Source organism: Chloroflexus sp. MS-G (genome assembly GCF_000735195.1).
Classification (GTDB): Bacteria; Chloroflexota; Chloroflexia; order Chloroflexales; family Chloroflexaceae; genus Chloroflexus.
On record NZ_JPIM01000006.1, the window covers coordinates 26,408 to 38,203 of the forward strand.

Sequence of the window (11,796 nt, forward strand, 5' to 3'; positions counted from 1 at the left end):
GATCAGCCCTCGCGAAATATTAGTTCAAGACCACCCAACGAGACCACATCACCATCACGCAGGGCACGTTCACTAATTCGCTCGCCGTTCACAAAGGTTCCATTTGTACTGCCGAGATCGGTCAGCCAAAACCGACGCTGACGGTAGCGTAATTGGGCATGCTTTCGTGAAACACGAGTATCTTCCAGGATAATGTCGTTATCCAGCCCTCGCCCAATAGTCACGGTTGTCGTTGCAATAGGTAACGCTTGCGGCTCATTGGTGGCTCGTAAGAGAAAGAACGCGCCCGATGATCGACCAGCCGCCCGCTCACCCGGCATCATCATCGTCATTGTCGCCCGATCTGCTTGCGCATCACGCATCTCGGCTACAACCTGAATTGAGCGTCGTGGTACTGCTGGATCTTCGGTAATCTCAACCCGTGGTAGATCGAGCATCGTAAAATTACGCTCGGCAGCCAATTCGCTCAGATAGGTTGCCAGTTCCTGCTCGATCTGCTGCCGCACCGGTTGAAAATTGGCAAAATCCTGCGGGTTCAAAAAGACGCGATAGATGCTGGGGACGATAACCCGTTTCACGCTGAGCGTCTGGTTACTTTCCATCGCCTTCTCTAAGCGACGGGCAATTTCGACCGGCTGAATCGAGCTACGGAAGATACGAGCTACCGACCCCTCAACCATTTGCTCCATAAATTGTTCAAATCGGCGTAGGGCAGACATTGCGTTCCCCTCTCGCAAGGTAAACGATCCGGTTAGCATACGTCTTTACATGATATACCGTCATTATCGGTTACGTACAGTGGTGTGGCAAGTTGTTTAAGGAGTTTCAGCGCTTCACACTACCTGACAACGGTGAAGAGGGAGAGTTTCCTAACCTGTTTACAACTCTTTTTGCGGGAAAGTGGGATGTACTGGGGAACATGAAGGGAGGACAGCTTTGCAATACCGACCTTGCCGTACCCCGTCCAACACAGCAGCTCCTAGGTTGACTTACTACTCGGCGCGATGGCTACCCACTTGTGGCCGTACCGGTTCACCGAGGTAGATCGGTTCGAGCGTTGCCAGATCATCGTAGCGTTGGGCAATATGGCGCTGCCAGGCCAATTCGGCCAGAAAAGCCGGACGACGCAAACGCGCAGCCGGCGATGGCAGTACCGCACGATCACCTAAGCCACGCTGAAGGCTGGCGACAGTCGCCGGATCGAGATCACCGCAAAAGAATGCCGGCTTATCGACTTCAGCACATAATTCGGAAAGCGTGAGATTGCGATCAGGCGCTAACCGCTCAAACCGTTCATGAGCGGCAAAGGGGGCCGTCGCGTAGCGTTCGCGTCCCAACCGAATGAGTGGGTAGACCAGTAGCGGTGTCGGTACGTACTGGTAAGCCAGGGCTTCGAGGGTGGAAATGCCGATCAACGGCAGATCACCGGCCAGTGCCATACCCTTAGCCAGACTCAAACCTACCCGTAATCCACTCCAACTACCCGGCCCCAGGCTTACGGCAAGGACAGTAATATCGCCCGGTGATGCGCCAATGTAGCGCAACAATGTATCAATCTGGGGTAAGAGTTGAGCAGTATGGTTGCGTCCCGACTCCCAGATACTCTCAGCCAGGGGGCCTTGCGGACCGTAGAGCGCCAGACCGGTAAGCGCAGTTGCGGTATCAATCGCGAGCAGCATCAGCCGAACGTCTCCTCCTTGAAGGTGGTCAGCAGCTCTCGGTAACGCAGACCTCGTGGCATCAGCCGTATCCGCCGTTTGGTTTCGCTGATATAGCTGAGCACAATGTGCAGATGTTCAGGCGGCAACGCGGCTGCCGCTCGTTCTGGCCACTCAATCAGACAAACACCTTCACTCAACCAGATTTCATCAAGACCGATTGTCGCCAGTTCGGTAACGCCACTCACCCGGTAGAGGTCTACGTGGTAGATCGGTATTCGGCCATGCGCAACATCAGCGCGATACTCGTTGATCAAGACAAACGTTGGACTGGTAACCGGGCCGTCGTACCCCAGACCACGGGCAATCCCTTTGATCAGATGCGTCTTACCAGCACCGAGCTGGCCGGAGAGTAAGAGCAAATCACCAGCCTGCAATAAATGCCCGAGCCGAAAGCCGATTCTTTCGGTTTGGTTCGGGCTATGACTGATAAAATCGAGATCGTGTGGCGTTTGCGCCGCTGATAGCAGTTGATCGGTCATGGCCCTATTGTACCATAGCCGACCGCAGCGAACGTAAAAAAAGAAGGATATACCTCATCGAAGCAGTTGTTGCCACGACGTGTACGTATGCTTGATACGAACTAGAGGTTCTGCTCGCTCGTGGTTATCCGTTACTGGCAGACCTTCACGACAATATACTGCCTGGAATCAATGTCACCTAATGCAAATTGACAACCGGCTGGAGACCGGCTGCCACCAAAGCATTCGCTGGTGGCAATTGCGTGGTTAGCGTAATCATAGCGTGACGCAATTCTTGTGCGGTGCGTCGCGCTTCATCGCTGAAATGACCGTCAACTGCGACCAGTAATCCGCGATTCAAACGACGGAGAAACAATATCTCGGCAAAATCCTGGACATCAGCGGCAGTAATGAGAGATCGTTGCTGCGCTAACACTGCGAACGGTTGCACATCAGGACCGGCCAATACCAATAGACAGCGAGTGGCGCGCAATTGTTCGGCGACAAGAACCTGGTAACCAAGCCGACGAGCATGGGCGGCTGCCTCACGGACACGTACTTCCATAAATAATCCTCCTCCATTGAGGATCGATCCTCGTGCGTTAGCAACAGGGCAATGACGCCTAAGGGGGAGATTTCTCCACTATTGTAACATATATTCCGGTTTGGGTGAGGATGGAAAGCGAGTGGCCATACATTGCAAAACAGAGCCAGAGGCATCGTAGCCGCACCTGGCAACCGGTAAGTGATCAATACGCATTTTCCTGCCGACCGGTAATGAAGTTAATAATCGTGCGCAAAATAATTTTGATATCGAAGAGCAACGACCAGTTTTCAACGTAATAAAGATCGTAGCGGGTACGCTCTTCGATACTGGTATCGCCACGCAAGCCATTGACCTGCGCCCAACCGGTCAAACCGGCCTTCTCTTTGTGCCGACGCATGTAACGTGGGATCTGCTGTCGGAACTGCTCAACCCAGCGTGCCTGCTCAGGACGCGGCCCTACAATTGACATCTCACCGATCAAAACATTAATCAGTTGCGGTAACTCATCGAGGCTGGTACGGCGCAAAAAACGCCCCACGCGCGTTACTCGTGGATCATTCTGCACCGTCCACGTGCCAAATTGCTCGGCATCGGGGCGCATCGTGCGAAACTTAATCATCCAGAAGGGCTTACCATCAAGCCCTACCCGCTCCTGCAAAAAGAAGATCGGTCCCCGTGATTCAAGGCGGATCGCTAGTGCAATGAGCAGCATCACCGGCGCCGCGAACAGCAATACGACCGATGCAACAACTAGATCGAGTGCACGTTTGAGCATCCGATTCCACGGATTATCGAGCGCCGCGTTCTTTACGCTTACTAATGGTAGATCGCGCAAGTCGCCAATTGAGATACCATTATTGGTAATCAGTTGAAATGTATCAGGATAAATCTTAATGGCTACCGACTCATCTTCGGCTAGCGCGATCACGTCAATCAGGTCTTGTGACGAACGACCAGAGAGCGCAATAATCACCTCGTCGGCGTGAGTAGCCCGAATGACTCGGCAAATGTGATCGGTACGACCAAGAACCGGTAATCCATCAACAATCTCGCCAATCGGCACCGTATCTGACAGAAAACCCTGAACGCGATAGCCTAACTCAGGGCGGCGCCGGATCGTATTCCAGACCAGTCGTCCAGGTTCACGAGCGCCGACGATCAGTACCCGACGAGTGTCAATATCAAGGCGGCGCAAGATCGAGACCAGCCCACGATGGAGAAACCGACCGGTCAGACACGCTGCAACCGCCAGCAACCAGCCTTGAAAGAGAATCTCGCGCGTCCATGGTATCTCTTCACCACCGAACTCACCGATCAGCGCATTGACGAAAATCACCAACACCATCGTTAGCGACACGGCGGTCAGCACCTTCACCGCTTCATCAAGACGTGAGGCGCCGCGCTTCATCTCATAAAGACCGTTACTGGCAAACACGATCAGCGCAATGACGCTACCAATCACGCTTAGACGCAGCGGCGTCAGCGGATCGGCAGGCATACGAAAGCCTGCGCCAGATAATGATTCGGCGCCGAGCGCATATGCTACTTGGGTTGCCAGATTGAGCGACGCCACATCAATCACGATCAGTAACAGGCGTAACAACGCCTGCCAGGCTCGTGGGCGCAGCAATGAGCGCGTTCTAACCGACGTGACGCGCCTTGGCGGGGAGGAGGAGATTGCGGCCAAGTGCCCACAGCTCCTTTACAGTAATACCTAGCTCGATCAGACCATTAAGTAGGGCGGGCGTCGTCGCTGCATAATGTTTCCGATGAAAAAGACGCATTGCATCATAGAACGCCCGGATCGATGGGATTGGACGACGACTGGAAGCGGCACGTTTATAATGGTAGACCGTTACCGCAGGGTAGTAGACAATCTTCCAACCGTACTGTTTGATCCGATAGGCCCAATCGAGATCTTCGCCATACATAAAGAATGCTTCATCGAGCAAGCCCACTTCTCGCACAACTGCTGTGCGTACCATCATACAGGCGCCAACCACTGAATCCACTTCAGTTTCAACATCAGGGTCGAGATAAGTCAGATTATACGCAGCAAAGCGGCGGCTACGTGGAAAGAGACGTGACAGCCCAAATAAGCGGTAAAAGGCAACTGCTGGCGTTGGGAAACTACGCCGACAGGCCAGATCAAGCGATCCATCGGGCAATAGCAATTTTGGCCCAACGGCACCGACCGTTGGGTGCTTGTCGAGATAATCAACCAAACCGTCGAGTGCACCTGGCGGTACCACTGTATCGTTGTTGAGTAACAGAATGTAAGTCGGCGGATCGGGTAACACCAGGATTTGACGTAATGCTAGATTATTTCCAGCAGAGAAACCACCATTAACTGGGCTTTCGATCAGGTGAACCCACGGAAATCGCTCGCGAACCATTCGGGCACTGCCATCGGTTGAGGCGTTGTCAACTACCCACACCGACAACTCACAGCGGGTGGGTGCAGCGGCAATCGACGCCAGACAATCCGCTAACAGGTCGGCCCGGTTGTAGTTGAGAATAACGACTGCCAGACGGCTCATTGTTTTCCTGTGCGTCAAAACTCATGCTGCTATTCTGGCTCAGTATACCACAGGTTGCTCTTGTTTTATATGCAAGAACGTATCGATGGCATAGATCAACGATAGAAAAAGATTTAAGGCTTTATAATGCAGAATTAAATATTAAAAGCTTTGGCTTGACAATGTGTACCGGGCATATTATACTGACCGAAAAGGCAAAAATTTTTGCTTATCATTACACGTCATCCGAGTCAGGTCAACCACAAGGCGCGATGAAGGTATCGGTCGCCGCGCCAACCGCTACTAGAGGGAGTCGCTATGAGTAGAGCAAAAGCGAAAGACCCCCGCTTCCCCGACTTTTCGTTCACCGTCGTCGAAGGTGCGCGAGCTACACGGGTACCGGGCGGGCGGACGATCGAAGAGATCGAGCCGGAGTACAAAATCAAAGGACGGACTACCTTCAGTGCTATCTTCCGCTATGACCCGTTCGATTTCTGGGTCGGGCCATTTTACGTTGGCTTCTGGGGTTTTGTCTCGGTGATCGGGATCATTTTTGGTTCGTATTTCTACATCAACGAAACAATCCTCAAAGGGCCTTATTCACTGCCACAAAACTTCTTTGCCGGACGCATCGATCCACCACCTGCCGAACTTGGTCTGGGATTTGCTGCACCAGGGGAGCCGGGGTTTGCCTGGCAGATGACGGTTCTCTTCGCTACCATCGCCTTTTTCGGCTGGATGATGCGTCAGGTTGACATCAGCATGAAGCTCGATATGGGCTATCATGTGCCGATTGCCTTTGGGGTCGCCTTCTCAGCCTGGCTGGTCCTACAGGTCATTCGCCCAATCGCACTAGGAATGTGGCACGAGGGTTTCGTTCTCGGCATTATGCCACATCTTGATTGGGTATCGAATTTTGGCTACCGTTACAATAACTTCTTTTACAATCCGTTCCATGCGATTGGGATTACCGGTCTATTCGCTTCAACTTGGCTCCTGGCCTGCCACGGGTCGCTGATCCTCAGTGCGGCACAGTATCGTGGCCCTGAAGGCGGCGACATCGAGAACGTCTTCTTCCGTGATGTGCAATACTACTCGGTTGGCGAGTCGGGTGTTCACCGTTTGGGATACATCTTCGCTATCGGTGGCATCCTCTCAGCAGATTTGTGCATCCTGTTGTCAGGCTGGCCAGTACAAGATTGGGTAAGCTTCTGGAACTTCTGGAATAATCTGCCCTTCTGGAGCGGCGTCTAGAGAGGAGCGTTACGATATGGCGACAATAAATATGACGCCGGGTGATCTGGAGCTGGGTCGTGACCGCGGTCGTATCGGAAAGCCCATCGAGGTTCCATTACTCGAGAACTTTGGCTTTGATAGTCAGCTCGGCCCATTTTACCTCGGCTTTTGGAATGCAGTGGCGTACATCACGGGCGGGATCTTCACGTTTATCTGGCTGGTAGTGATGCTTGCCCAAGTCAATTACAATCCGATAGCGTTCATCAAGTATTTTGTAGTGTTACAGATCGATCCGCCTTCATCGCGCTATGGCCTGAGTTTTCCGCCATTGGAGGAGGGCGGTTGGTGGCTTATCGCGACTTTCTTCTTGACCGTTTCAATCTTTGCCTGGTACATGCATATTTACACTCGTGCCAAGGCCCTTGGTATCAAGCCGTACCTGGCTTATGGCTTCACGGGTGCCATTGCTCTCTACCTGGTGATCTACATCATTCGCCCTATCTGGATGGGTGATTGGTCGGAAGCCCCCGCCCATGGGATCAAGGCTCTGCTCGACTGGACGAACAATGTGAGTGTGCGTTACGGCAATTTCTACTACAATCCGTTCCACATGCTCTCAATCTTCTTCCTGCTTGGTTCGACACTCTTGCTGGCAATGCACGCCGGCACGATTTGGGCACTTGAGAAGTACGCCGCACACGAAGAGTGGAATGAGATTCAGGCTCCCGGTACCGGTACTGAACGTGCGCAGCTCTTCTGGCGCTGGTGCATGGGCTTTAATGCGAATGCCTACTCGATCCATCTGTGGGCTTTCTGGTTTGCCTGGCTATGCGGTATTACCGGCGCACTTGGCGTCTTCTTCTCAATGCCTGATTTCGTGAATAACTGGTTCCAATGGGGTATTGAGGCCGGTATCAATTATCCACAAGGACCTACACCACCGGTTTCGTTGCCGTAGGCTGAACGTATTCCCGCCCTCCTCCCCGCCTCCCATCCGTTACAAGACGGATGGGAGGTTTTCTCTGGTCAGCGGAAGGGTGATACTTCCGAGACAAGCGACGACTCTCAGTAGTGCCTCTTCGTGAGCAATCAGGTTGCCTGGAGTCCACCCCTTCCGCTCACTTTTATCGCCTCTGCTCTCGTGCGCCTATCACGCCCGAACCATCACTCACCCGTTCAACCGACATTCCCAGGGCCAGCGCCAGAGCGTTTACGACTGGCTGTAAAGCAGCTGGAACTGCCGCGCTGTCGATGATCCACACCTCTTCACCAACCAGCATCTCGAGCGTAAGGACCGTTTGTAAGCGACGAATCAACCCACCGGTGACGATTCGATAGGGGCGCAGCCGTAAACCGCTGATGGCAGTACGGACAACGCGCTGTTCACGTGGTCGTCCGACTCGACTCGTCTGCCGCATCGTGAAGGATTCGTTATCGAGAATGATCTCGTTTGTCGTTGTGGCAATGGCGTACCCGCCGACAAGCCGTTGAATGCCTAACCCGCCGAAGAGTCCGGCAATTGCGGCACTGATACCTGCTGCGGCAAATCCTAGCTCTTGCAGGGCTGCCAGCACACCGGCAATGAGAACAGCCATAGCAACGAGCATCAACACTCCACCACCAACCAGGAGCGGCAGCGCCGCCGGACGATTCGCCTGAGGATATGACCGCAGGTGCAACCGATCCGGTTCAGCTACGAGTACCTGGTAGTATGGCACGGCACTTAAACGGCGACCTAGCCGTTGACGTAGTGATGATGTTGTCATAGGCAGAACCTTGTAGCCTCGTATGATCTAGCAACTTCACAACAGGTTTTACAACGATACGTGCTCTGATCGTATCACACTTGCACGAATTATCGGATTGTGCTATACTCTAAACGCGATGCGGGAGTGGCTCAGCTGGTAGAGCGACACCTTGCCAAGGTGTAGGTCGCGGGTTCGAATCCCGTCTCCCGCTCCATTATAAGCCGGTGCGTAAGCACTGGCTTTTTCGTTTGAGTGAAACGTACAAGCCGTAATCTGAAGAGCCTGCCCGAACATCTATCTACCACATTGACGTGATGCACAGTCCTTCCGCATCGCAACGGATGACGCGGATAGATCTGGCAACACCGTGTCTCGTATGGTATACACCCGTGATCGTGCATTGGGTATCACCGGCGGCGACGTACCAACGTGACGAAACACTGTTCAATACCGGTATAGAGGCGACGCATGCGTCGCCCTTACGTGATGATACTTTGTTCATCTGAAAATACAGGCCGCAAGCCCACGCCTGTGTCAGGTGTCTTGAAATCATCGCTCACCGCATCCGCATGCCCTTCAGAATCGGTTGCGCACCAGAAAGCGTCGGCGAGGATAGGCTGTATTCTGCTCACGATGCAGAGATTGGCAATCTATGATATAGTTCATGACGTAAAGATGGCAACGGCAATGTCATTCTACGAAGATCACCGTTGGCACTCAATCTGTGCGTAGCAACGCATTGTGAACCCGTGACCACAAGTTATCCCGAACAGTCCAACACCTATATCAACAGACACCATGACCCTGCTAAGTGCTAACAACCTGAGTAAATATTTCGGCGCTGAACTGATCTTTCACGACGTCAGTTTTCAAATTGCCCGTGGCGAGAAAGTGGCAATTGTCGGCTTAAACGGCGCTGGCAAAAGCACTCTGTTACGTATCATTGCCGGTCACGAGACTCCAGACAGTGGTAGTCTCAAACTGGCGCGAGGGGTGCGTGTTGCCTACCTCGCTCAGGAAGCGCGCTTCAGTGGCGAGCGCACGCTCTGGCAAGAGATGGAAGCGGCCCTGGCCGATCTCAACACCTGGCGCACCGAATTGCTGGCCCTAGAGTCAAGGCTGGCCGATACCTCGGCTGCCGATTGGGAAGCGATGATGGAGCGCTATGGTGAATTGAGTGCCCGCTTCGAGCACGCCGGTGGTTACGAGATCGAATACCGGATCAAACGCACACTTCACGGGCTTGGCTTCCAGCCCGAACAATATCATCAGTGTCTGCATCACTTTTCGGGTGGGCAAAAGACGCGGGCAGCTCTGGCTGCCGCCTTGCTCAGCGATCCGGATCTGCTCTTACTCGATGAGCCGACCAATCATCTTGATATGCAGGCGCTCGAATGGCTGGAACAGTTTCTCCGGAACTGGGACGGCACGTTGATTGTCGTCTCGCATGACAGATATTTCCTTGAACGAGTAACCCAGCGCACGTTGGAGTTGAGTTTTCAGCGTCTTGAAGATTACCCTGGCAGTTACGAGAAGTATCTGACCTTGAAAGCCGAACGTATGGAACGACGGCTCAAGGAATACCAGGCGCAACAGGCGTTCATTGCCCGCACCGAAGAGTTTATTCGCCGCTATCGGGCCGGACAGCGCGCACGTGAGGCAAAAGGGCGTGAAAAACGACTGGAACGTTTGAAACGTGAGCAGATGGTTGAACGGCCTAAAGAAGCGGCAAAACTGCGCATATCACTCGATCATCAACTCCGGTCAGGCGAACTGGTATTACATCTCGATGGCCTGGTGGTTGGCTACCGTAGCCAAAATGGTGGGGCGCAGGCGCTCTTAAGAGCGGATGATCTGACGATCCGGCGCGGCGAGCGGGTTGGCTTGCTTGGCCCAAATGGATGTGGCAAAACAACCTTGCTCCGCACCCTGGTCGGACAACTACCGGCGTTGCAGGGTATGGTACGTCTCGGTCACGAAGTGCGGATCGGATACTATGCACAGGGTCACGATATTTTGCAGTGGAACAATACTGTCCTTGACGAGATCATGCGCGTAGCCCCAGGGCTTGGTGAGGCAGCGGCACGTCATCTGTTGGCGCGTTTTCTCTTTACCGGTGACGATGTGTTCAAACGAATTGCCGATCTGAGTGGTGGTGAACGATCACGAGTGGCGCTGGCCCAACTCACCCTCTTGCCCGGCAATATGCTGCTGCTCGACGAACCGACCAACCATCTCGATATTGATGCACGTGAGGCGTTAGAGTCTATTTTGAAAGAGTATCCCGGTACGATTTTGTTTGTTTCGCACGACCGCTATTTTATCGACACCCTGGCCGATAAGCTCTGGATCGTTGATCAAGGTCGAATCCGACAATTTATCGGGAACTATAGTGAGTACGTTGCTGCCCAAGCCGCGCTACCCCAACCGTCACCGCCAAAACAGTATGAACAGCGGCCAACACCAACAAAGCCATCACGTCCCAATGATGCCGAACGAGCCAGGCAACGTCGTCTAGCAGCGTTGGAAGCTGAAGTAACGGCGCTCGAGCAAGACCTGGCCCGACTCAGCAGTGAACTCGATGCGGCCAGTCAGGCCTGTGATGTTGCGCGGCTAACGACCCTGGGCGCGCAATATGCCGAACTAGAACAGTTGCTGGCAGCTAAATACGCTCTGTGGGAACAACTGGCAGCTTAAGGATGTTCATTTCTAGCATCGTAATCTAATCCTGCCCGCGACAATGAATTACCGTGCATACGCACCAATTTATCATGCTGCCGGTCAGGCGACCTTCGGTGCCACGTTAGCCAGTACTATTCTCGAGCATCTTCCGTTACCGCAACGGGTGCTCGACCTTGCCTGTGGTACCGGCGCGGCAGCGCTGGTTTTTGCCGCAAACGGTGCGATCGTTGTCGGGGTCGATTTGTCGCCCGATATGCTGCGCATTGCCCAAGAGCAGGCTGTTCAGCGCGGGTTAGACATTGACTGGATCGAAGCCGACATCCGTGCACTCCCACCTGATCCACGTCTGGCACCGGCCAGCTTCGACATGATCACCTGTCTCTTCGACAGCCTTAACCAGCTTCTCAACGATGCCGATCTGACAACGGTTTGTCGAACAGTCGGCACGTTATTGCGCCCCGGTGGACACTTCATCTTTGATCTGAACACACCGGCCGGCCTTCGTTCATGGCACGAATACGATCAGGTAACCTTCGACGGACGTGATCTGCTGGTCATCAACCGGCTCACCTTCGATCCGGTGCAGCAGCGCGCCTATGGTCGCATTATCTGGTTTCGCCGCGACGGGCAGCGCTGGTGGCGTGGCGAAGAGACGCATTGCGAACGACCGTGGGAGGAAACAGACATCGCGGCAGCCTTGAACGCCGGCGGACTAGTCTTGACGGCGCGTCTCACTCCCCACTGGACACCGGCAACTACCGCTGATCCACGAGTGGTCTATGTCGCGATGCGCCCAATCGGCGACGAGTATGTTTGAACGTTCTCTTGGGTGGTAGGGGCCAACCATCCCCCCTTCCTCGCCGCGTGGAGGAGCGGCAAGGGGGT

Annotated in this window: 11 protein-coding genes and 1 tRNA gene; 5 read left to right on the forward strand and 7 right to left on the reverse strand. The window is 53.8% G+C overall.

Annotation, left to right across the window (positions count from 1 at the left end):
* Window positions 1–2 precede the first annotated feature (2 nt).
* From JE47_RS0102025 to JE47_RS0102050, 6 genes are all read right to left on the reverse strand, one after another.
* The gene (locus JE47_RS0102025; RefSeq protein ID WP_031458163.1) at window positions 3–719 is read right to left on the reverse strand and encodes an FhaA domain-containing protein; all 717 of its coding nucleotides are present in this window, start codon (window positions 717–719) and stop codon (window positions 3–5) included.
* A 273-nt stretch (window positions 720–992) separates the two neighbouring features.
* Window positions 993–1,679: a tRNA (adenosine(37)-N6)-threonylcarbamoyltransferase complex dimerization subunit type 1 TsaB gene (gene tsaB / locus JE47_RS0102030; protein ID WP_031458164.1), complete on the reverse strand. Its 687-nt coding sequence runs from the start codon at window positions 1,677–1,679 to the stop codon at window positions 993–995.
* Window positions 1,679–2,200: a tRNA (adenosine(37)-N6)-threonylcarbamoyltransferase complex ATPase subunit type 1 TsaE gene (gene tsaE, locus JE47_RS0102035; RefSeq protein ID WP_031458165.1), complete on the reverse strand. Its 522-nt coding sequence runs from the start codon at window positions 2,198–2,200 to the stop codon at window positions 1,679–1,681. Before tsaE ends, tsaB begins: the two co-directional genes overlap by 1 nt.
* Window positions 2,201–2,378: 178 nt before the next feature.
* Window positions 2,379–2,744, reverse strand: a complete 366-nt coding sequence (locus tag JE47_RS0102040) for a hypothetical protein (RefSeq protein ID WP_031458166.1) — start codon at window positions 2,742–2,744, stop codon at window positions 2,379–2,381.
* Window positions 2,745–2,928: 184 nt separating this feature from the next.
* On the reverse strand, window positions 2,929–4,356 hold the full coding sequence (locus tag JE47_RS0102045; RefSeq protein WP_031458167.1) for an undecaprenyl-phosphate glucose phosphotransferase: 1,428 nt from the start codon (window positions 4,354–4,356) through the stop codon (window positions 2,929–2,931).
* Between the two features lie 10 nt (window positions 4,357–4,366).
* Window positions 4,367–5,266, reverse strand: a complete 900-nt coding sequence (locus tag JE47_RS0102050) for a glycosyltransferase family 2 protein (RefSeq protein WP_031458168.1) — start codon at window positions 5,264–5,266, stop codon at window positions 4,367–4,369.
* A 297-nt stretch (window positions 5,267–5,563) separates the two neighbouring features.
* On the opposite strand from JE47_RS0102050, the gene JE47_RS0102055 reads away from it, so the two are divergent.
* Entirely contained in the window at window positions 5,564–6,499 is a 936-nt protein-coding gene (locus tag JE47_RS0102055; RefSeq protein ID WP_031458169.1) for a photosynthetic reaction center subunit L, read from the forward strand.
* Window positions 6,500–6,515: 16 nt separating this feature from the next.
* Window positions 6,516–7,439: a photosynthetic reaction center subunit M gene (gene pufM, locus JE47_RS0102060; RefSeq protein ID WP_031458170.1), complete on the forward strand. Its 924-nt coding sequence runs from the start codon at window positions 6,516–6,518 to the stop codon at window positions 7,437–7,439.
* Window positions 7,440–7,605: 166 nt separating this feature from the next.
* On the opposite strand, the gene JE47_RS0102065 is transcribed toward pufM, so the two are convergent.
* Window positions 7,606–8,247, reverse strand: a complete 642-nt coding sequence (locus JE47_RS0102065) for a hypothetical protein (protein WP_051871050.1) — start codon at window positions 8,245–8,247, stop codon at window positions 7,606–7,608.
* Window positions 8,248–8,367: 120 nt separating this feature from the next.
* Between JE47_RS0102065 and JE47_RS0102070 the strand changes: the two genes are divergently transcribed.
* The 3 genes from JE47_RS0102070 to JE47_RS0102085 all read left to right on the forward strand — a co-directional run bounded on the left by JE47_RS0102070 (window position 8,368) and on the right by JE47_RS0102085 (window position 11,728).
* A tRNA-Gly gene (locus tag JE47_RS0102070) sits at window positions 8,368–8,443 on the forward strand.
* A gap of 584 nt (window positions 8,444–9,027) precedes the next feature.
* On the forward strand, window positions 9,028–10,926 hold the full coding sequence (locus tag JE47_RS0102080) for an ABC-F family ATP-binding cassette domain-containing protein (protein ID WP_031458173.1): 1,899 nt from the start codon (window positions 9,028–9,030) through the stop codon (window positions 10,924–10,926).
* Between the two features lie 43 nt (window positions 10,927–10,969).
* Complete coding sequence (locus JE47_RS0102085; RefSeq protein ID WP_031458174.1) at window positions 10,970–11,728, forward strand: class I SAM-dependent DNA methyltransferase; 759 nt, start codon at window positions 10,970–10,972, stop codon at window positions 11,726–11,728.
* Window positions 11,729–11,796 lie beyond the last annotated feature (68 nt).

Excerpts from the sequence above, each read along its gene's own strand:
- JE47_RS0102025 (WP_031458163.1), bottom strand. The coding sequence starts at position 719 with ATGTCTGCCCTACGCCGATTTGAACAATTTATGGAGCAAATGGTTGAG.
- tsaB (WP_031458164.1), bottom strand. The coding sequence starts at position 1,679 with ATGCTGCTCGCGATTGATACCGCAACTGCGCTTACCGGTCTGGCGCTC.
- tsaE (WP_031458165.1), bottom strand. The coding sequence starts at position 2,200 with ATGACCGATCAACTGCTATCAGCGGCGCAAACGCCACACGATCTCGAT.
- JE47_RS0102040 (WP_031458166.1), bottom strand. The coding sequence starts at position 2,744 with ATGGAAGTACGTGTCCGTGAGGCAGCCGCCCATGCTCGTCGGCTTGGT.
- JE47_RS0102050 (WP_031458168.1), bottom strand. The coding sequence starts at position 5,266 with ATGAGCCGTCTGGCAGTCGTTATTCTCAACTACAACCGGGCCGACCTG.
- JE47_RS0102055 (WP_031458169.1), top strand. The coding sequence starts at position 5,564 with ATGAGTAGAGCAAAAGCGAAAGACCCCCGCTTCCCCGACTTTTCGTTC.
- pufM (WP_031458170.1), top strand. The coding sequence starts at position 6,516 with ATGGCGACAATAAATATGACGCCGGGTGATCTGGAGCTGGGTCGTGAC.
- JE47_RS0102065 (WP_051871050.1), bottom strand. The coding sequence starts at position 8,247 with ATGACAACATCATCACTACGTCAACGGCTAGGTCGCCGTTTAAGTGCC.
- JE47_RS0102080 (WP_031458173.1), top strand. The coding sequence starts at position 9,028 with ATGACCCTGCTAAGTGCTAACAACCTGAGTAAATATTTCGGCGCTGAA.
- JE47_RS0102085 (WP_031458174.1), top strand. The coding sequence starts at position 10,970 with ATGAATTACCGTGCATACGCACCAATTTATCATGCTGCCGGTCAGGCG.